The sequence below is a fragment of the Staphylococcus sp. FSL H8-0121 genome (genome assembly GCF_038008425.1).
GTDB lineage: Bacteria > Bacillota > Bacilli > Staphylococcales > Staphylococcaceae > Staphylococcus > Staphylococcus pasteuri.
On record NZ_JBBOZB010000001.1, the window covers coordinates 546,490 to 568,888 of the forward strand.

The 22,399-nt window shown below is 32.1% G+C and carries 20 protein-coding genes; 1 reads left to right on the plus strand and 19 read right to left on the minus strand.

Annotation, left to right across the window (positions count from 1 at the left end; genetic code table 11):
* Nucleotides 1-167 precede the first annotated feature (167 nt).
* The 13 genes from glpK to LFT63_RS02730 form a co-directional block, all read right to left on the minus strand.
* Complete coding sequence (gene glpK / locus LFT63_RS02670; protein ID WP_017638335.1) at nt 168-1,667, minus strand: glycerol kinase GlpK; 1,500 nt, start codon at nt 1,665-1,667, stop codon at nt 168-170.
* Nucleotides 1,668-1,809: 142 nt separating this feature from the next.
* On the minus strand, nt 1,810-2,628 hold the full coding sequence (locus LFT63_RS02675; protein WP_017638336.1) for an MIP/aquaporin family protein: 819 nt from the start codon (nt 2,626-2,628) through the stop codon (nt 1,810-1,812).
* 269 nt (nt 2,629-2,897) lie between these two features.
* Nucleotides 2,898-3,431, minus strand: coding sequence for a glycerol-3-phosphate responsive antiterminator (locus tag LFT63_RS02680; protein WP_029055427.1), 534 nt, complete (start codon nt 3,429-3,431; stop codon nt 2,898-2,900).
* Between the two features lie 14 nt (nt 3,432-3,445).
* Complete coding sequence (gene mutL / locus LFT63_RS02685; protein WP_340767842.1) at nt 3,446-5,410, minus strand: DNA mismatch repair endonuclease MutL; 1,965 nt, start codon at nt 5,408-5,410, stop codon at nt 3,446-3,448.
* 11 nt (nt 5,411-5,421) lie between these two features.
* Nucleotides 5,422-8,049: a DNA mismatch repair protein MutS gene (gene mutS, locus LFT63_RS02690; RefSeq protein WP_026083535.1), complete on the minus strand. Its 2,628-nt coding sequence runs from the start codon at nt 8,047-8,049 to the stop codon at nt 5,422-5,424.
* Between the two features lie 204 nt (nt 8,050-8,253).
* Nucleotides 8,254-8,745 (minus strand): energy coupling factor transporter S component ThiW, encoded by a 492-nt coding sequence (gene thiW / locus LFT63_RS02695; RefSeq protein ID WP_017638340.1) that lies wholly within the window; start codon nt 8,743-8,745, stop codon nt 8,254-8,256.
* Between the two features lie 21 nt (nt 8,746-8,766).
* Nucleotides 8,767-9,132 (minus strand): RicAFT regulatory complex protein RicA family protein, encoded by a 366-nt coding sequence (locus LFT63_RS02700; protein ID WP_017638341.1) that lies wholly within the window; start codon nt 9,130-9,132, stop codon nt 8,767-8,769.
* Nucleotides 9,133-9,134: 2 nt separating this feature from the next.
* Nucleotides 9,135-10,679, minus strand: a complete 1,545-nt coding sequence (gene miaB / locus LFT63_RS02705) for a tRNA (N6-isopentenyl adenosine(37)-C2)-methylthiotransferase MiaB (protein WP_017638342.1) — start codon at nt 10,677-10,679, stop codon at nt 9,135-9,137.
* A 199-nt stretch (nt 10,680-10,878) separates the two neighbouring features.
* Nucleotides 10,879-11,175, minus strand: coding sequence for a thiamine-binding protein (locus LFT63_RS02710; protein WP_017638343.1), 297 nt, complete (start codon nt 11,173-11,175; stop codon nt 10,879-10,881).
* Between the two features lie 57 nt (nt 11,176-11,232).
* The gene (locus LFT63_RS02715; protein ID WP_017638344.1) at nt 11,233-11,856 is read right to left on the minus strand and encodes a poly-gamma-glutamate hydrolase family protein; all 624 of its coding nucleotides are present in this window, start codon (nt 11,854-11,856) and stop codon (nt 11,233-11,235) included.
* 174 nt (nt 11,857-12,030) lie between these two features.
* Nucleotides 12,031-12,897, minus strand: coding sequence for a 2-oxoacid:ferredoxin oxidoreductase subunit beta (locus tag LFT63_RS02720; RefSeq protein ID WP_340767847.1), 867 nt, complete (start codon nt 12,895-12,897; stop codon nt 12,031-12,033).
* The gene (locus LFT63_RS02725) at nt 12,898-14,658 is read right to left on the minus strand and encodes a 2-oxoacid:acceptor oxidoreductase subunit alpha (protein WP_340767848.1); all 1,761 of its coding nucleotides are present in this window, start codon (nt 14,656-14,658) and stop codon (nt 12,898-12,900) included.
* Between the two features lie 142 nt (nt 14,659-14,800).
* On the minus strand, nt 14,801-15,595 hold the full coding sequence (locus tag LFT63_RS02730; protein ID WP_017638347.1) for a TIGR00282 family metallophosphoesterase: 795 nt from the start codon (nt 15,593-15,595) through the stop codon (nt 14,801-14,803).
* A gap of 163 nt (nt 15,596-15,758) precedes the next feature.
* Between LFT63_RS02730 and LFT63_RS02735 the strand changes: the two genes are divergently transcribed.
* Nucleotides 15,759-15,974, plus strand: coding sequence for a hypothetical protein (locus tag LFT63_RS02735; protein ID WP_017638348.1), 216 nt, complete (start codon nt 15,759-15,761; stop codon nt 15,972-15,974).
* Between the two features lie 139 nt (nt 15,975-16,113).
* Here the strand turns inward: LFT63_RS02735 and rny are convergent, their stop codons facing one another.
* The 6 genes from rny to LFT63_RS02765 all read right to left on the minus strand — a co-directional run bounded on the left by rny (nt 16,114) and on the right by LFT63_RS02765 (nt 22,319).
* Entirely contained in the window at nt 16,114-17,673 is a 1,560-nt protein-coding gene (rny, locus tag LFT63_RS02740; RefSeq protein WP_017638349.1) for a ribonuclease Y, read from the minus strand.
* A gap of 260 nt (nt 17,674-17,933) precedes the next feature.
* Nucleotides 17,934-18,980, minus strand: coding sequence for a recombinase RecA (gene recA / locus LFT63_RS02745; protein WP_017638350.1), 1,047 nt, complete (start codon nt 18,978-18,980; stop codon nt 17,934-17,936).
* A gap of 172 nt (nt 18,981-19,152) precedes the next feature.
* Nucleotides 19,153-20,298, minus strand: a complete 1,146-nt coding sequence (locus LFT63_RS02750; RefSeq protein ID WP_029055431.1) for a CinA family nicotinamide mononucleotide deamidase-related protein — start codon at nt 20,296-20,298, stop codon at nt 19,153-19,155.
* 165 nt (nt 20,299-20,463) lie between these two features.
* Nucleotides 20,464-21,039, minus strand: a complete 576-nt coding sequence (gene pgsA / locus LFT63_RS02755; protein WP_017638352.1) for a CDP-diacylglycerol--glycerol-3-phosphate 3-phosphatidyltransferase — start codon at nt 21,037-21,039, stop codon at nt 20,464-20,466.
* A gap of 31 nt (nt 21,040-21,070) precedes the next feature.
* Nucleotides 21,071-21,463, minus strand: a complete 393-nt coding sequence (locus tag LFT63_RS02760) for a helix-turn-helix domain-containing protein (protein ID WP_017638353.1) — start codon at nt 21,461-21,463, stop codon at nt 21,071-21,073.
* A 19-nt stretch (nt 21,464-21,482) separates the two neighbouring features.
* The gene (locus tag LFT63_RS02765) at nt 21,483-22,319 is read right to left on the minus strand and encodes a YmfK family protein (protein ID WP_340767852.1); all 837 of its coding nucleotides are present in this window, start codon (nt 22,317-22,319) and stop codon (nt 21,483-21,485) included.
* Between the last annotated feature and the right edge of the window lie 80 nt (nt 22,320-22,399).

A 22,399-nucleotide genomic window follows, 5' to 3' on the forward strand; every position in this document is an offset into this window, starting at 1 on the left:
AACGCCTCCTAATTAGTATAAAAAAAGAGAGACTTATCCCACAATTACCATTTAATTGTACGAATAAATCTCTCATGTCTCGATTTCTTTATTAACTTATTTTAAGTATAACATAAATAAGAAAATCAAGTCTATCTTATGCTTACAAATTATTAATATATTAATTTCTAGTCTTCTAGTTTAAATACTTGTGTAGCTTCTACAGCTTTTTTCCAACCTTTATATAGTTTCGCGCGTTGCTCTTCTTCCATTTTTGGTTCGAATTCTTCTTCAAGTTTCCATCTGTTAGCAATATCATCTTTGCTTTCCCAGAAGCCTACAGCTAAACCAGCTAAATAAGCAGCACCTAACGCAGTTGTCTCTTGAATTTCTGGACGTTCAACTGGTGTATCAACAATATCAGCTTGGAATTGCATGATAAAGTTATTTTTAACTGCACCACCGTCTACACGTAAGTTTTGAACTTCGATGCCTGAGTCTTTAGACATCGCTTCCATAACATCGCGTGTTTGATAACAAAGTGATTCTAATGTTGCACGGATGAAATGTTCTTTTTCAGTACCACGTGTTAAACCAAAGATAGCGCCTCTTGCTTCAGAATCCCAATAAGGTGTTCCTAAACCAACGAATGCTGGAACTACATATACACCTTCAGTTGAATCTACACGTGTAGCATAGTTTTCAGTTTGTGGCGCTGAATTAATCATTCTTAATCCATCACGTAACCACTGAATTGCTGAACCGGAAACAAAGATTGATCCTTCTAAAGCATAATTTACTTTACCGTCAAGACCGTATGCAATTGTAGTTAATAAACCACTGTCAGATTTTACCGCTTCTTCACCAGTGTTCATTAACATGAAACCACCAGTACCATAAGTGTTTTTCACATCTCCACGATCAAAGCATGCTTGACCGAATAAAGCAGCTTGTTGGTCACCTGCGATACCAGCAATTGGTACATTTTGACCAAAGAAGTGATAATCCACTGTATGTGCATATACCTCACTAGAAGGTTTAACTTCAGGTAACATGTTTTCGGGAACTTCTAGAATATCTAATAATTCTTTATCCCATTTTAATTCATGGATATTAAACATTAATGTACGACTAGCATTAGTATAGTCAGTAATATGCGCTTCTCTACCTGATAACTTCCATACTAACCAAGAATCAATTGTGCCGAACAGTAAATCACCGTTATTAGCTTTTTCTCTTGCACCCTCAACATTATCTAAAATCCATTTTACTTTTGTACCAGCAAAATACGGATCTAATAAAAGACCAGTTTTATCACGGAATAAATCTTCATGACCTTGTTCTTTTAAATCATGACAAATACTTTGAGTTTGACGAGATTGCCATACAATAGCATGGTAAATTGGACGGCCAGTATTTTTATCCCATACAACTGTTGTTTCACGTTGGTTTGTAATACCTATACCTTCAATTTGCTCAGCTCTTACATCTTGTTCATTCATGACTTCTGCCATTACAGATAATACAGATGTCCAAATTTCATTAGCATCATGTTCTACCCAACCAGATTGTGGAAAATGTTGTTTGAATTCTCGTTGTGCTACACCTTTGATTTCTCCGTCTTTATTAAATAAAATCGCTCTTGAACTAGTTGTTCCCTGGTCTATTGATAAAATGTATTTTTCCATAATTATTTGACTCCTTTTGATGTCATAAATATAGATAAAAGATGATTAATACTAATCATTTATATTTTATATTCACGAATCATGTTTATATTCTATGCTTATTTTCTAAAATTAATTCTAACGATGCTACTTAAGTTCTCTTTTAATAGATAGATTCGATGTCATTGCTTTTAGACGCTCTATTTAAAACTACACCTAATACTAATGTTATGATAACTAAAATAATGCCCACTGCACAACTTACATTAAATGTTTGTTTGTAAAATACTTCGTATATGACAGCACCTAACATACCACCAGCGATTGGTCCAAGTACAGGTACGATAGCATATGACCAATTTGAACCACCTTTACCAGCGATTGGTAAAATCGCATGAGCGATACGAGGTCCTAAGTCACGTGCTGGGTTAATAGCATAACCTGTTGTTCCGCCTAAACTTAAACCAATTGCGACAATTAAAGCCCCAACAATTAATGGGTTTAATCCATCAGCAATTTTATTAACACCAATAAATAATATACCTAAAGTTAATGCAGTTGTACCAATGATTTCACTCATAAAGTTAGCAAAATAGTTTTTGATTGCAGGTGCAGTTGAGAATACACCTAACTTAGTGGCTTGATCTTCTGTTGCTTTCCAATGTGGTAAATACATTAACCAAACTAGTGCACCACCTACAATACCACCAAGCATTTGACAAATGATGTATCCAGGCACTTGCGCCCAACTAAATCCTCCATCCATAGCTAACGCAATTGTAACGGCTGGATTCAAATGTGCTCCTGAGAATTTACCAACTGCGAATGCGCCCATGGCAACGGCTAGTCCCCATCCTGTAGCGATAACAATCCAGTCAGCGTTATTACCTGCACTACGTTTTAAATTAACGTTAGCACAAACGCCACCACCGAAAAGTATGAGGATGGCTGTACCTAAGAACTCTGCTAAATAAGCATTCATATAATTATTCCTCCCAAAATAGATAGGGAGACCCCTACAAAGCGATAAAGCTGTAGAAATCTCCCCTTCTCTGTTCTAATATTAACTTTTAATAACTTGTTTATATATTACAATTACGTTGTAAGCGTTGTCAATGATTTTGTTGAAAATTTGTCAAAAATATCAAACTTATATTCAATAAAATTGACCAAACATTTATAAAAAATAGAGGGATTAATAGATCATTATTTCACCATTAATCCCTCTACTTATTCTTTATAAGTTTTTATTTACCATAATTTTTGATTACTAGTCGTAATATATTTAGCGCCATTTTTAATAGCTTCATCTACTTCAGAAACATCACTAATTAATCCACCAGCAATTACAGCTGTATCGGTTTCTTCTTGAATACATCTTACTGCTTTATGAGCAATACCTGGAAGTACTTCGACAAAATCTGGTTGAACCTTTTGAATTAATTCAATACTTCTACTTAAAGCTTGGCTATCAATAATAAATACTCTAAAGATAGTTAAAGTATTGAGCGATTTCGCTTTTTTAATGACTTTCGTTTTAGTAGATACGATACCTTTAGGCTTATATTGTTGTATAATATATTCACATGAATATTCATCATGACTAAGACCTTTTATTAAATCAATATGGATATAACATTCAATTCCATTATTTTTTAATAAGTCTAAAATGCTTTTTAGATGACCTATATGCATGTCTAACAATACACATGATTTATATTCCGTTTTAATGAGGTTATCTAAATCTTTCATATTTCTAATTGCTGGGAGTATATTTTCTTTCAAAGCATTGCTCCTCTCTACATGACACGTTTAAATAATTTTTCTAATTCGTAATTTGAAAAGTTAATAATAATTGGACGTCCATGCGGACAAGTAAATGGATCTTCCATTTCACGCAGTTGATCAATTAAATCTGCCATTTCGTTATTTTTTAAATAATGATTAGCTTTAATTGATTTTTTACATGACATCATAATCGCTGCATCTTCACGCATTTTTTTAACATCTATTTTTTTATTTTCTAAAACTAATTCAATCATATCTTTAATAATTTCTTCCGCTTCTGCTTTTGGAAACCACACTGGATAACTATTAACAATATAATCATGACCTCCAAAATGTTCAAGATGTACACCGACTCTATCTAGTTCTTCTTTATATTGGTCTATAATCAATTGTTCATCCTTAGAAAAATGGAAAGTCATTGGTATCAATAAGTTTTGTACTTCATTTGATACTTCTCCAATTTTATCTCTAAAATATTCGTATTTAATACGCTCTTGTGCAGCATGCTGGTCAATCATAAACATACCATTTTCATTTTGAGCTATGATATATGTTCCATGAACTTGTCCAACAACTTCCATATAAGGTACACGACGTCTCGTTGAAGCACTTATAGCACCTTTAATGTCTTGATTATCTTTAACTTCATCATCTAATTCAAATGTATTATCGTTATTATCTAATTCGTTTAAAATTTCTTTTTGATTTTCGAAGTAATTATCATCATTATCACGGTTAATATTATTAGAGGAATTAAATGATTCACTTTCATCATTTTCTTGTACATTGGATGAAAGGCTTTGGCTTGTTTCTTCGTTATACCGTTGTTCATTTGTGGCATGATCTGATTTATTTTCAGAGTCATTCATACCGTTATGATTATTTGCTTCTTCTTTTTGTCTACGTTCAAAGTCTAACTTTTGTTGTTCAAAACTATTTAACACTTTGTTTTTCTTAGAATGTTGGTCTAAATCATTTTTAGGTATTAAAATTTTATCTTTAAATGCTTCTTGAATTTTTTCAACAATTAATTTGTATAATTGTTCTTCCTTAGATAATCTGACTTCAAGTTTAGTAGGATGAACATTAACATCTACTAGTATGGGATCCATTTGGATATTGATGTAGCAAATAGGGTATCGACCAATTGTTAATAATGTATGATAACCTTCAACAATTGCTTTATTTAAAACAAAGTTTTTGATATATCTACCATTGATAAAAATAGAAATATAATGTTTATTACTTCTTGAATGCTCAGGTCTAGCAACATAACCTTCAAGATGATAATCGCTTGTATCACCAGTGATATGTACTAAATCTTTTGCTACTTTCATTCCATATATTTCTGCCATAACTTCATTTGTTTTACCAGAACCATTAGTTTTTAAAAGTGTTTTACCATCAGAAACTAATGAAATTCTTATATCAGGATGACTCATTGCCATTCTATTAACAATATCTGTAATTTTGCCTAGTTCTGTATATAAACTTTTAATATATTTTAACCGAGCTGGCGTATTATAGAATAATGACTCAACAAGTATATCTGTCCCTTTTTTAGCTTTAGCTGGTTTTTGATCTTTAATCAAACCATTTTCAGCATATATTTCATGACCACTTTCATTATCTGTACATGTACGTAAAGTCACTTTGGATACTGAAGAAATACTCGCTAATGCTTCTCCACGAAATCCTAATGTTCTAATATGGAATAAATCATCATCTGCATCTAATTTACTAGTAGCATGTCTGTGAAACACCAGACTTAAATCATCTTGTTCAATACCAGTTCCATTATCTACAACACGTAATGAAGCTATACCTGATTGTTCCACTTCTATATTAATTTCGGTTGACTTGGCATCAATAGCATTTTCTAATAATTCTTTTACAACCGAACTGGGTCTTTCGACTACTTCGCCAGCTGCAATTTTGTTAGCTAAGGAGGTTTGTAGTTCTTTAATTTTTCCCATTTACAACACCTCTATTTTAATTGATTTTGTAATTCGCTTAATTTTACTAAAGCTTCTATTGGAGTCATATTTGATAAATTTAAAGATTTGATTTGTGCTTCTACTTCGCTTTGTTGTACTTCTGCATCAAATAAATTAAATGCCGCTTGTTCAAATGAAGACGTATTTTCTTGATTATTAGTATGTTGTACTGCATCTTGTGTCTCACTATTTGAGTTTGAATCTATAGCATCATCTTTTACTTCACTTTGTACAATCATTGGTTCTGGATTATCAGACTTCTGTTCGAATTCATCTAATATAACTTGTGCTCTTTGAATCACTTTATCAGGTAGATCAGCAAGTTTTGCTACTTGAATACCATAACTGTCATCAACAGCACCATCTTTTACTTTGTGTAAGAAGATAAGTTCACCTTTATATTCATTTGCAGCAACATGAACATTTTTCAAACAAGGTAATAACTGATCTAAAGTTGTAAGTTCATGATAGTGTGTAGAGAATAGTGTCTTAGCGTGAGACGTTTGAGCAACGTATTCTATCATGGCTTGTGCGAGTGCTAAACCATCATATGTTGAAGTCCCCCTACCTATTTCATCAAAGATAATTAAACTATCTTCTGTAGCATAAGTTAATGCTTTTTGCGCTTCTAACATTTCTACCATGAACGTACTTTTACCTGATACTAAATCGTCTGCAGCACCAATTCGTGTAAATATTTGATCAAAAATTGGTAGCACTGCTGATTCACAAGGAACATAAGCACCCATTTGAGCCATAATGCTAATAATAGCGATTTGTCTCATATACGTTGATTTCCCTGACATATTAGGACCTGTAATTAAGTAAATGAATGTATCATTATCTAATTCACAATCATTTGGAACATAATCGTTATAATCCATGACACGTTCTACAACTGGATGTCTAGAGTTTTCAAGTTTTAATGTTTTGTTATCGCTAAATTGTGGTCTAACATAATTATATTTTTGAGCAATTTCCGCAAAGCTTTGTAAACAATCTAATTCTGAAATGATTTTTGCCTGCTTTTGAAGTCGTTCTGTATACGACTTAATATGTTCTCTCAATTTTACAAATAATTGATATTCTAATTCTATAGCTTTATCTTCTGCGCCTAGAATAATATCTTCTTTTTCTTTTAATTCATCAGTAATAAAACGTTCAGCATTAGATAAAGTTTGTTTACGATTATATCCAAATTCAGAAGGTTCAAATCCTTGTAAATTGGCGCGAGTAATCTCTATAAAATAACCAAACACTTTGTTAAAACTAATTTTAAGAGATTTAATACCTGTGCGTTCTCTTTCTCTTGCTTGTAATTCAGCAAGCCAAGATTTACCATTACGAGATGCTTCTAAATACTCATCTAATTGTTGATTAAAACCTGTTTTGAACAATCCTCCATCTTTAACTGAGATAGGAGGCTCTTCTACTAAGCTATTTTCAAGCACTTCTAATAAATCATCTAATGGTTCTAACTCATCAAATTGAGTTATCTTGTCGCTTTCAAGCTGACTTAATAATTGTTTGATATTAGGAATCTCACTAATTGAATGTTTTAATTGTATTAAATCACGTGCATTAACATTACCGTAACTCACTCGACCTACAAGTCTTTCAATATCGTAGACTTGATTCAAATAATTTCTTAAGGTATCACGTTCAATAAAGTGGTTAATAAACTCATCAACTATATTCAATCTCTCTTCAATTTGCTGTTTATAAATTAATGGTCGGTCTATCCACTGTTTAAGACGTCTAGCTCCCATTGGTGTTTTTGTTTCATCCATTAACCATAACAGTGTTCCTTTTTTGGATTTCAATCTTATACTTTCAGTTAATTCTAAGTTTCTTTTAGCATAGAAATCCATTTTCATGAAATCAATAGCAGCATAATGTTGCACTTCTTCTAAATGTGATAAGTCTCTTTTTTGAGTATGGTGGATGTAATCTAATAATAATTGAGTAGATTGATACATACCTTCATGTTCATTATTGTTTACGGAAAATGATTGGTTAGATATCTCCTCACGAACTGTTATCGTTTCAGTAATCATATTAATTTGTCGTTGCATGTTTTCAGATAAAGTTTCATTTACTACAATTTCATTAGGATTAATCGTTGTAATTTCATTTAGTAAAGTAGCTTCATCTTTAAAATGTGTAGCTTTTAATTCACCTGTTGAAATGTCACAATAACTTAATGCATATTCTTGCCCTTGCTTAATAAAACTTAAAATATAGTTGTTTTGCTTTTCATCAACGCCACCTTGATCCATCACTGTTCCTGGAGTTACTATTCTAACTACTTCTCTTTTAACCATACCCTTTGTCTGTTTAGGGTCTTCCATTTGTTCACAGATAGCTACTTTATAGCCATTATTAATTAATGTTTCAATGTAACTATCAGCGGAATGATAAGGTACACCGCACATCGGTATTGGGTCTTCTTTTTTGGCATCTCTTTTAGTAAGCGTGATTTCTAATACTCTTGACGCTTCTTTAGCATCTTCGAAGAACATTTCATAAAAGTCTCCGAGTCTAAAAAATAATAAACAGTCATCATATTCTGATTTAATTTTTAAATATTGTTGCATCATTGGTGTCACATTCGACATAAAGTTCTTCACAACCCTTATTTTATAGTCTTTTTATTTTTATGAATTGAATCATTTTATGTAATTTTTACGTTCTTTTAACTCATCTATTTTAACATATTGAATATATTCTAGCCTATGAAGTTAATTTGATAATTAAAAAAGTACGTACAAACATTGAACTGAGTCATTTCAGTTTCACTATGTATTGTACGTACTTAATTGCTATTTTTGAAATCTATCTAAAAGACCACGTTTTTTTAATATAATTAATAACACGTAGCTAATTGCGGCACCAATAATACTAGACACGATAAATGCAGTCATTAATGGTTTAACAAAGAAGTTTTGTAAATTAAGTATCCATGCTAATGGAATACATATTAAACTTCCAATGATGCCTGTTCCAAGAACTTCTCCAACTGCTGCCATAAATATATGTTTACGATACATGTAAAAGAGGCTAGCTAAGAATACACCTATCATACTGCCCGGAAATGCAAATACACTTCCAGTACCAAACGTAACACGTAAAATGGAAGAAATTAAAGCTTGTGCAAGTCCATACCATGGTCCTACGAACACTGCGCAAAGTACGTTTACTAGATGTTGCATAGGCGCTGCCTTGATTGGACCAAGAGGGATGACAATGATACTGCTTAAAATGACATTTATTGCTATTAATAGCGCTGTTATTGTAAGTTTTCTAATATTCAATGCATTGTCTCCTTATCCAATTTATTTGTTATGATAACTTTCATTATGTTCATTCAAACGGTTTTCCATTGTTTTAATCATCATTTGTAGAAGATAATTGGCTTCATATTGAGATGTACGAAATTCTTCAACTATTGGTAATTCATTTATTTCGTTTTCCAACTGATGAATTTGGTTCTCTGATTGATTAAATGCTGTTGATTTACCATAGTTTTGTAAGTTTACTGATTGTTTTTGTTGCTTTTTCAATCGGTTCATTTTCTTTTCAATGGTTTTATTATTGTGAATTTGTGTTTCGATTGTTTGATAGTCTTTAATTACTTCAAGATTTTTTATCTTTTGGGCAAGTTGATCAGCATTCGATAGTATGTCCTCTTTATTATACATTATTATTGCATCACCAATTCTTTTTGATGTTCTCCTACGAAAGTACCATTTAATGAATATTGTTTCGCTTCATCTATTTTAACATCAACTAATTTACCAATCATTTCTTTTGGTGCTTTAAAGTTAACAAGTTTATTTTTTTCAGTATAGCCTGCTAAAACTGTATCATCTTTTTTACTTGATCCTTCACATAAAACCGTCACAATTTCGTTCTCATACTGACTCATTGCTTTTTGTGAGTATTCTCCAACTTTTTTGTTTAAACGTTGAAGTCTCTCTTTTTTTACATCAGTTGGTACATTATCTTTCATTTTAGCTGCAGGCGTACCGTCTCTTTGAGAATATAGATATGTGTATGCATGTTCGAATCCAACTTCATCATATAAAGTTAATGTTTCTTCAAACTGTTCTTCAGTTTCATTTGGATAACCTACAATGATATCAGTCGTTAATGCGATTTGAGGAATTGCTTCTTTAATACGGTTTACTAAGTCTAAATAACTTTCTCTCGTATATTTTCTTCCCATAATTTTTAGCACAGCATTGTTTCCTGATTGTACTGGTAAATGAATATGAGGTACAATGTTTCCTCCATTAGCAATCACTTCAATCATGCGATCTGTAAAGTCCCAAGGATGACTAGTTGTGAATCTTACTCGAGGAATATCAATTTTTGAGATATCCTCTAATAAATCACCTAATCCATAGTCAAGTCCCTCGATATCTTTTCCGTAAGAATTAACATTTTGTCCTAACAATGTAATTTCTTGATAGCCTTCTCTAGCTAATTCTCTTACTTCATCAATAATATCTTCTGGTCTACGGCTACGTTCTTTACCTCTTGTAAAAGGTACTATGCAATATGTACAGAATTTATCGCAACCATACATAATATTCACCCATGCTTTAATATGACCGTCACGAACTTTAGGAAGATTTTCAATGACATCTCCTTCTTTAGACCATACATCAACAACCATTGCTTTAGATAGATAAGCTTCTTCTAATATTTCTGGTAGTTTATGAATATTATGAGTTCCAAAAATCATATCTACATTTTGGTATGATTTTAAAATTTTATTAACAACAGATTCTTCTTGTGACATACAGCCACATACACCTATTAAACAATCTGGTCGTTCTTTCTTAAGATGTTTTAAATTACCAATTTCGCTAAATACTTTATTTTCAGCATTTTCACGAATCGCACATGTATTAATTAATATAATATCTGCTGTGTTAATATCTGATGTTGCACTATATCCTAAAGCTTCTAATATCCCCGCCATTACTTCAGTATCATGTGCATTCATTTGACAGCCATACGTTTTAATTAAAAATGAACGTCCTTTACCCATGTCTCGATATTTTTCATCAATTTGAAAGTCTCGATTATATTTTATCTCTTGTTTACCACGTTTTTTAGCTTCTTTTAAACTAGGTGGTTGATACACTTGTTCAAAATATTTACTATAATCCTTTTCTTCTTTACGATCACGTTCTGCTAAAATATTTATCGAACCAGCTTTTCTTTGCTCTTCATTCACTATTAAAAATCCTTTCTATATGCCCATATATCATTTCTACATTATATTAAATTTAACCACAAAGTGCAAAAAGCGTCTTATCAATATTTACTTCACAATGAATAAGGCTAAGACAACATTGATGCCTTAGCCTCTACTTTAGTCTATCTAATTCTAAAAGTAAGATTATTATCACAGTGATTATAAAATTGTCATAAATCTATGCTTCGTCATACTTTCCTGTTAATGTTTCAATTTCAATACCTTCTGGTACATGATAAAACTTAACTTGACTAATTATACTAGGACATTCTAATTCTACCATACGTTGGTTTAAATTTTGGATTAATATTAGACATTCATTCATATCTCCTTGTACGGATGTTTCAAGTGGTCCGACACGATAGTGCATTCCCGATTGATCTATAATCTTAATTGCTTCATCTACATAAGGAATGACGTCTTCATTATTTGGTGTTTTAGGTATAATTTGAATACTCATTAATGTATCAACCATTTAATTTAGCTCCCATCTTATCTTTATTTATAATACTAGTTTAACATTTTTATTAAGTTAATCATGTAATCCTTCAACTGCCTTTACCAAAGCATTTGCAAATGTATATAAAAATTCATCCCAATTATCTTGATCTTCTCTGCTTTTACGATTTAATTTTCCATCTTTAAAAAAATGTTTCCTTAATGCATGCGTTATTTCAAGTTGAACTCCTGCTTGTATTTGAGTTTGATTAACTATATTTTCCTTTTGTTTACCCGACATCGTATGCGGGGCATGTTGAACGTCTACTTCAATATCTTTTAATTCAGAAGTTATTAACTTAATTAACTGTTTATCTTTACCGCCTATGTAAACGATTGATTCTTGGCCTGTACAACCATGTAATGAGATTGCGCGTTGACTTTTTTGAGTTAAGTCTTGTGCTATTTCATTATCATAGTGAATTGATGTGACATGTAACTCATTATTACCATGTCGTCTATCTCCCTTAAAGGTAAAATAGTTATATTCGTTGGTTTGTGCAGTCACAAAAGCAAGCTCACTAGTTGCAGGTTCGATACCTCCACCGTGTATAGCTAATATTGTAATGTCACTGTTATTATCTTCAGTTTCAATATGCCAATCTTTATCTTCTATTGTATTTTCTTGTAATTCTTTCATAGAAATAAATTTGTCCATATACCTTCTCCTTATATGACCTTTATTATCTATTCCACAATGTACAGTATTTTAATGTATATTTACAGAAAATTTATAATTTAATTCTATAGATTAATATGTTGTTTGCTTATAAGCTAATAATAAAATAGCTGCCAAATACCATTCTATTAATGGAATTGACAGCTATCCTCTCTATACAAATTGTTTAGTTAATTCATTAAACTTGTCTTCTGATATATGAATATCTTTCTTAGCTAATGGCGTTCCTTCCATTTCTTCAATCTGTGATTCATATGAAGGTGTTTCTGTATCTTGATAAACAATACCTTTTAACATAGATTCATGTTCTAAAACTGTTTGTATAGCTAATTGTTTATCCGTCGTATCATAATTTTCAATGTCATCAATACTTGTTAGATTTTCTTTGAACCAATCATAAGTATTAATTTTGTTATAAGTAACACATGGTGAGAATACATTTACGAATGAAAATCCATCGTGATTAATAGCATCTTCGATAAGTTTTGTTAATCCTTTAATATCACTTGAAAAACCTTGTGCTACAAAAGTCGCTCCTGAAGATAATGCTAATTCTAAAGGTGCTACATTTTTTTCAATGTTACCTTTAGGTGTAGATTTAGTCACAAATCCAACCGCTGAAGACGGTGAAGTTTGTCCTTTAGTTAAACCATATATTTGGTTATCCATAACGATATAAGTCATGTTCATATTTCTACGTAAGGCGTGAATAGTATGACCCATACCAATCGCATAACCGTCACCGTCACCGCCAGAAGCAATAACTGTAAGATCTCTGTTAGCCATTTTAACGCCTTGTGCTAACGGTAAAGCACGACCATGTATGGCATGTACACCATAGGCATTTATATAGCCTGATAATCTACCTGAACAACCAATGCCTGTAATAAGTGCAACTTCTTCTGGTTCTAACCCTACATTTGCGGCTGCTTTTTGTATAGCAGCTTTAACAGAGAAATCACCACAACCTGGGCACCAGTTTGGCTTAACATTATTTCTAAAATCTTTAAATGTAGCCAATTAGACCAACTCCTTTATTTCTTTTGCAACTTCGATACCTTTATCAACTATTTCATGTGGTAAGAATGGTGTACCATCATATTTAGTTTGATTTACTAATTTATTTTGAATATTCACGTTCATTTTAATAATATTTGCTAATTGTCCTTGATAGTTATGTTCTGCAATAACGACTTTTTGTGCTTTATCAATCGCACTTTGAATCGTTTCAGTTGGGAATGGATGTAATTGTCTGATTTGTAGTGTATTAACAGCGATATTTTGATCATTTAATCGTTGTGCACCTTCTTCGATAGCACCTTTACTTGAAATGAAACCAATATATAAAATATCAGCTTGTTCGTGATTTTCAGTATAGTCTACTGGTTTTTCTATAAGAAGATTTTTAGTTTTGCGCATACGTTTGTCCATTTGTTGTTGACGATTTTGTGCAGCTTCGCTTGTTTTACCTTCTTCGTTATGTTCAACACCAGTAACATGGTGAATACCACCTTTAGTACCAGGTATTGGTCTAGGTGAAATGCCACTTCCTGTTAATGCATATCTTCTGAAATATGATTTGTCATCTTCTTCACGTTCGATATCAGATTGAATTAATTCTCCACGTTTAATTTTGATTTTATCATAGTCTAATTCTTTAACTGTTTGTTTACCTAATGATAATTGTAAATCACTTAAAATAATTACTGGACATTGATATTCCTCAGCTAAATTAAATGCTTCCATTGTTAAATAAAATGCATCTTCCGCATCTGTAGGGGCTACTACAATTTTTGGAATATCACCATGAGTACCATAAATCATTTGCATTAAGTCAGATTGTTCTTGTTTAGTTGGTAAACCTGTAGAAGGACCTCCACGTTGTGTATTTATGACAACAAACGGTGTTTCAGTCATACCAGATAAGCCAATTGATTCCATCATTAGAGATAATCCTGGTCCAGCACTTGCAGTAAATCCACGAACACCTGCATAATTAGCACCGATAGACATTGTCGCGGCAGCAATTTCATCTTCAGTTTGAACAACTGTTCCGCCAACTTTTGGTAAATTAGCAATCATGTACTCCATAATTTCAGAAGCTGGTGTAATTGGATAAGCTGACATAAATCTTGATCCAGCAGAAATTGCACCTAATCCAATTGCGTCATTACCAATCATATAAAGATGAGGATTTTCACTACTTTCTTGAAGTTCGAAATCGCCTTGAATATCTTCTAAATATTCTTTCATTAATTGATAACCTTGATTTAAAGCTTGTATATTCATTTCAACAACTTTGTCACCTTTTTTAGTGAACATGTTTGTAATTAATTCTTCAAATGTAGATGTATCTAGGTTCATTAATGCAGATGTAGCACCAATCGCTACCATGTTCTTCATTAATGCAGTTCCTAATTCTTTTGCAGTACTAGTAAACGGTAAATCTATAAGTTGTGCCTGACAATCATCAGGTTTTACTGGTTTTGCTTTTGAATCAGCAATAATGATACTATCTTCGCGCATTTCATGATGATTAACTTCTATTGTTTCTTGGTCAAATGCGATAAGTATATCTAAATCATCACTAATAGCATGCACTGGAGAAGTAGAGACTCTAATTTTATTATTAGTATGTCCACCTTTTATACGACTAGAAAAGTGTCTATAACCATATAAGAAATAGCCTTTTCTATTCATTGCAGTAGCAAATATTTCTCCAGTTGATTCAATTCCTTCACCTTGTTGTCCGCCCACTTTCCATGATATTTGTGATTTCATATCATAAGCCTCCTGTGGTTTTTAATTCATATTAAATGATAACAAAAATAACCACCGTATTACTATGTAAACAGTGGCATGTTTATAATTTCATACTAATGGACGATAGTCTTTTGTAACTATAATGTCACAAACATTTACTTTATAATTTCATAGGATTATCGTCATTAATTAATATTCTTTCAATATTTGTTGTTTTACCATTTTTATCTAAATCAATGATAACACCAGAAAGAACACTGCGTCCATTATCTGGTACAACATGACGTTGTGGTAAACTCGTAATAAAGCGCTCTATCACTTCATCTCTATTGATGCCTAATATACCATCATAAAAACCTGTCATGCCTACATCAGTAATATAGCCTGTTCCACTTGGTAAAATACGGTTATCAGATGTTTGAATATGAGTATGTGTACCCACTACTGCACTTACTCTACCATCTAAATACCATCCCATTGCATTTTTTTCTGATGTTGTTTCAGCATGAAAATCAACAAATATATATGGCGTTACTTTTTGAGCTTCTTCAATTAGTGCGTCAGCTTTTTTAAAAGGGTCATCTATATCCTGCATGAACGCTCTTCCTTGCAAATTAATTATAGCTAATTTTATTTCATTAATTTGAATAAAGCGCATCCCTACTCCAGGTGCTTCATCAGGAAAGTTGGCCGGTCTAACCATTCTTTTAGCATCATCAATAAATTCGTATATTTCACGTTGACCATAAGTATGGTTACCCATAGTCATAAAATCGACACCCTCACGAAGCAATTGCTTATATATCTTTTCAGTTAGTCCTTTACCATGTGCTGCATTTTCAGCATTTACAATGGATACAGTAGGACGATATTCTTGTTTTAATTTAGGTAAATATGTAGTTATTGCGTTTCTGCCAATCTTACCTACAATATCCCCAATAAATAATATTCTCATGCCTTGTTCATCCTCTCATATCATTAAGTTTAATAGATAGAACACTTTATTTAAAGTACTCTTTGTAAAATTATTTATCTGAATGTTAACTGTCTTTGCTTTTTTATCAATATATATTATGTTAGTATATGTTTATAAAATATTTAAGAGTTGTAAATAATAAATGTCTATTAATATCGATCCTGAAAAGTTTGCAGAATTAGTAGTAAGTTCTAACCCATCTAAATCAGAAGATGCAGAAGATATTGCTAAAGAAAGTTTAAAATTATACATCAATGCATACCGTTTAGCAGAAAGATACGCTAATATCGCTACTAATTGCTATGACACAGCTGAAATTATTCAAGAATTGAAGAAAACAGATTTACAATTGAAGTAAAATTTTTAATACAACATTATGATTATACGAATATCTGACGATTGATTTATTTAACATCAATCGTCAGTTTTTTTATATAATCACAAATTTTGATAATAACTAAACCCCTAACTACACAATGAGTAATTAGGGGTTTAACTTATTTAGCATATTCTACTGCTCTAGTCTCTCGAACAACTGTCACTTTGATATGACCTGGATATTGTAATTCATCCTCAATTTGAGTTTTAATATCTCTAGCCAATCGGTATGATTTTAAATCATCTATTTCTTCAGGTGAAACTACTACACGAATTTCTCTACCTGCTTGAATTGCGAATGCTTTTTCAACACCATCATAACTTTCTGAAAGTGTTTCTAAACGCTCTAATCGACGAATGTAGTTTTCTAATGTCTCTTTTCGAGCGCCAGGACGAGCGGCTGATAATGCGTCAGCTGCTGCAACTAAAATCGAGATAATTGATGTTGGTTCAACATCACCATGATGGGAATGAATAGCATTAATAATTGTTTCATTTTCACCATATTTTTTAGCTAATTCAACACCTATTTCAACGTGACTACCTTCAACTTCGTGATCGATAGCTTTACCAACATCATGAAGTAATCCAGCACGTTTCGCTAACGTAACATCTTCACCAAGTTCTGCTGCTAACATTCCTGATAAATGTGCTACTTCAATAGAATGTTTAAGCACATTTTGTCCATAACTTGTACGATAATTTAAACGTCCAAGTATTTTAACTAAGTCAGGATGCATGTTATGAACATTGATTTCGAATGTAGCTTGTTCACCGGCTTCTCTAATAATATCGTCTACTTCTTTTCTAGCTTTTTCGACCATATCTTCAATACGACCAGGATGAATTCTTCCATCAGAAACTAAGTTAACTAATGCTGTTCTAGCGATTTCTCGTCTAATAGGGTCAAAACCAGATAAAATGACAGCTTCTGGAGTGTCATCGATAATTAAATCGATGCCCGTAAGTGTTTCAAGTGTACGAATATTTCGTCCTTCACGTCCGATTATTCGACCTTTCATTTCATCATTTGGCAAGTTTACAACTGATACAGTTGATTCAGTTGTATGATCTGCTGCTAACCTTTGTACTGTAGTAGCTAGCAATTCTTTTGCTGTTTTATCAACTTTTTCTTTAGCTTCTCTTTCTTTTTCCTTAACAAGTATAGCAATATCTTGTGACAGTTCTTCTTCTACTCGTTGAAGTTGCTCATTTACAGCTTCTTCTTGAGTGAGACCGGAGATGCGTTCTAATTCTTGTTCATGCTTCATTATTAATGTTTGAACACTACTCTCTTTTGCGTCTACTTGTTGTTGTCTTTCTTCAATTTTTGATTCTTTTTGCTCTAAAATCTCATCTTTTTTATCTAATAGATCAGATTTACGCTCTAAGTTCTCTTCTTTTTGAAGAAGTCGGGTTTCTTGTCTTTGTAATTCACCACGTCTTTCACGTAGTTCATTTTCAGTTTGTTCTCGTAAAATTTGATTTTCTTCTTTTGCCTCAAGCAATTTTTCTTTCTTAGTGTTGTCGGCTTCTTTGTGCGCTTGATTGACAATATCATCGGCTGTCTGTCTAGCCTGAACCTGCTTTTGATGCAATAAATTTCGGGCAACAACATACCCTACAACAACGCCTAGAATTATACCCAGCAAAATGAGTAGGAGGCCTAATAAATTCACATAAACACCTCCTTTATCTAGGGTTTGCTCTGTATATCAAAATCAATATGATTATATGAAATTATATAAGAATCATACATACTAATTGTACGGTTTTACACTCAGAAGTGTCAAGATATCAATGCTAACTTATAAGTATTATAAAGAAATTGAGTTGTTATTTTACAAAATGTTATTTTGATTTCTTTCAGTTAATGATAAATAAAAAGCAGTTTCTATATAATATCTATAGAAACTGCTTTTGAAAAATCCAATTTATTTTATTCTTCATCAAATAAAGACTTTGGCGCCTCTTCTTCTTTTTCTTCTACGTCGCCATCAAAAATTCCAAGTTTTTGACGTAATTTTTGGTCAATTTCTTCTTTAATTTGTGGATTTTCTTTAAGGTAGGATTTAACATTTTCTTTACCTTGTCCCATTCTATCTCCATTGTATGAATACCATGCACCAGATTTATCTACAATTTCATTTTCAACACCAAGATCAATAAGTTCTCCTTCTTTAGAGATACCTTGACCATACATGATATCAACTTCTGCAACTCTAAATGGTGGCGCAACTTTATTTTTAACTACTTTAATCTTAGTTCTATTACCAACAATTTCTTGTCCTTGTTTTAATTGTTCAGCACGACGAACTTCTAATCGAACAGAGCTATAGAATTTTAACGCTCTACCACCAGGAGTTGTTTCTGGGTTACCAAACATAACACCAACTTTTTCACGAATCTGGTTAATGAAAATTGCTGTAGTGTTAGATTTAGAAATAGCACCAGATAATTTACGTAACGCTTGTGACATCAATCTAGCTTGTAAACCAACGTGTGTGTCTCCCATTTCACCTTCAATTTCAGCTTTAGGTGTTAATGCAGCTACTGAATCGACTACAACGATATCTACTGCACCACTACGAACAAAAGCTTCTGCAATTTCAAGGCCTTGTTCCCCGTGGTCAGGTTGTGAAAGATATAAATTATCAATATCCACACCTAATGCTTGTGCGTATACAGGATCTAAAGCATGTTCAGCATCAATAAATGCTGCAACGCCGCCATTTTTTTGTGTTTCAGCAATAGCATGTAATGCTACTGTTGTTTTACCAGAACTTTCTGGACCATATATCTCAATAATTCTTCCTTTAGGATAGCCACCTACTCCTAATGCGTTATCTAACGTAACTGAACCACTTGATGTACTTGAAACTCTACGGCCTTTATTATCGCCTAATTTCATTACTGCACCTTTACCAAATGATTTTTCCATATTTTTTATTACTGTATCTAGAGCTTTTTGACGTTCGTTATCCAAAGCGAGACCTCCTAAATTGGGAATGTTTTCTGTTTAATATCTTAATTCATACTATACAAGCTTTTAAATAAAATTACAAGCGATTTGCGAATATTTGTTCGTGTTATTTTATAAAACACACAAACAAAAACGAACAAACGTACTATAAAATAGTACTGAAACTAATATAATTTTATTGTTCTAGCCATTTTAATAATTTTATTAATGCATAATTTTGACTTCTGCTTCTTAATAAATTTCTATTTTGAGACATTTTAAATGATTCAATATCTAATTTATCATCATTGAGGATACCCAAATAAACATCTTTTTCATTATGCAATAAAGTAATACCCTTCTCTGTTTTAAATAAATCTTTTACATATTTAGCAGTCATATATAATTGTTCATTTATATCTAGTTCATGATCAACAAATTGTGGTGAATCTGGTAATGCGCCTTTTAATTGATCTTCTGTATCTTCATTTTTTAAACGTGTATATAACGCTCCATTGGTAACACCATCATAAATTGAAAATGTACTATCCATGTGATTCATTACAGCCGCTTCTAATGTTGTATCGTCTGAACCATAATAATATTCGCCAATGCGATTTAATACTTCTTCTTTTATTGGTTGAATTAAATCTCGACATTGCTGTTGGGTTTCAGCATTTGCTGTTAATCTGATATATACTTCATGAGAACCAGCTAGTGGCGCAATAGTAGGATTTGTTTGCTTATCAATTAAATCCATTAAGATTGTTTCTACTTTAGATTCGCCAATGCCAGCAAATTTAAGTTGTTCTGAAAAAATAACTTTATCATCATCAAGAATATATGGTAGTAATTCATTTTTAGCCATAGGTTTCATTTCTTTTGGCGGTCCGGGTAATAATACTACCCTTTTACCTTCATTTTCAACTAACATACCTGGTGCCATTCCATTTCTATTAGGAAGAACAATTGAATCTTCTATTACTAATGCTTGCTGTTTATTATTAGGTGTCATTTCTTGACCTTGGTCTTCAAAATAACTTTTAATATAATCTAATGAGGCTTCATCAGTAACTAAATCTTTGTTTAAAACTTTTGCGACTGTATGTTTCGTTAAGTCATCTTTTGTAGGTCCTAAGCCGCCTGTCAGAACAAGCATGTCAAAACGTTCTAAACCTTGACGAATAATATATTCTAAACGCTCTGGGTTGTCACCAATAACTGTATGTTCTACAACATTTTTTCCAACACCATTAAATAATTTAGACAAATATTGTCCATTAGTATTTGCAATTTGTCCTAACAGTAGTTCTGATCCAACAGCTATAATCGAAATATTCATAACACATTACTCCCCTTTAATTCTCGAATGTATGCAATATCACTATTATAAACGTTTATAATAGTAAAATCTAAGAATGAGGATTCCACATCAAACAAGATACTGAATCTGTTGTAAAATATAAAAAAACGAGTTGAAACGATACCATTTCAACTCGTTAATTATTTAATGTTTAAATACATCTCTGCCTTTGTAGAAGTATTCAATACCAGAAAGAATTGTAAAGAATACACCGATATATAATAAAACTTGTCCAATTGGGAAACCAATCCAAGTTGCTAATGGATCACCTAATAAAATCCAAATAATAGCAACCATTGTTACTGCAGTTTTAATTTTACCTAGTTGCCCTGCAGCACTTACAAAGCCTTGTTCAATTTGTAGTAATCTAAGACCTGTAACTGCAAATTCTCGTGCAATTATTATAATTGCTACAACAGAGTTAGTTAAATCTAATTGAACTAATACAATCAATGCACTAGCAACTAATAATTTATCAGCTAAAGGATCTAAAAATTTACCCATATTAGTTACTAACTGCCATTTACGTGCTAAATATCCATCGGCAAAATCACTTAATGATGCAATAATGAAAATAATTGCTCCGATAAATAGTTCTATTTTTATATCATATCCGCCTAAAAATGACATTTTCCCAAAACCAAAATTAACTAAAGCAAATAAGATAAACACTGGTATAAGTATAACTCTGAATACCGTAATCTGATTCGGTATATTCATTTTTCAACCTCATTTCTTAATACATTTTTCTTTAAAATAATAATACTGCTAAAATCCATAAAGCTAATGTTACTAATGTAACTAAAACAATAATAGCTGCAACTTGCAATGGTTCCATAGATTTACTTCGATAAGGAGGCGCTTCTTTATTAGCGAACGAAGTTATCATGTCGTCTAATTGAATATGATGTTGGGGTATTTCATCTTGATGTGCTTGGATTAGTTGGTTGGGTTCAATATTAACAACATTGGCATACTTTCGAATGAAACCTTCAGCATAATTACTATTAGGTAATTGATTAAATTCATTGTTTTCTATTTGTTCTAGTGTATGACGTTTAAGTTGCGTTCGTTGCTCCAATTCATTAAGAGTCATTCCTAATCTTTCACGTCTACCTTTTAATACTTCGCCTATCGTTTTCAAAAATATGCCTCCTTAAATCCTATTCAAAAAATCCAAATCCTCCACCAAATGGATCACCAAAATCTAAATTATTTTTACTTTTAGTTTGAGCTGTTTGTTTCTTCATTTCTTCATATTGAATTTCCTGATCTTTATTTTCACGTAATTCAATAATATAGTCAAAATCATCCATGCTATAGTCACATGATTCAACAAATAAATCTGGATGCTCCACTACTTTCACTGAAGGAAGTGTTATTATCTCTCTAACTAAATCTTGGTGTTTCGTATTAGATTCTCGAGCTGTAACTGCTCCGTCTATAATATAAACATGGTTCGAATCATATTCGCCTTTAATTAATGAACTTCTAACTGTTTGTTTAATTAATGTTGAGCTGATAAATAACCATCGTTTATGGGCACAAACACTACCTGCAACGATTGATTCCGTTTTACCAACTCGTGGCATACCACGAATTCCGATTAATTTATGTCCTTCTTCTTTGAATAATTCTGCTAAGAAGTCAACAAGTAAACCTAAATCTTCACGTTCAAAACGAAATGTCTTTTTATCATCGGCATCCTGTTCGATATAACGACCGTGTCTAACAGCTAATCTGTCTCGCAATTCAGGTACACGTAATTTAGTTATATCGATTTCATTAATTTCTTTAACGATTTGTTCGAATCGTTGAAATTTTTCTAATTTATCAGTTTTAATTAATAATCCACGTTTACCTTGATCAACGCCATTAATAGTAACGATACTAATGCCTAACATCCCTAATAAACTCGAAACGTCTCCTAGCAAACCAGCACGATTCATTGTAATTTCGTATTCTAGATACCATTCTTTTCTTCTCTCAGCCACTGACACGAGAATCCACCCCTTGTTTAAACACAACTATAAAATAGACTATACTTTGATTAATAATACTCACATTATAACATCGAATT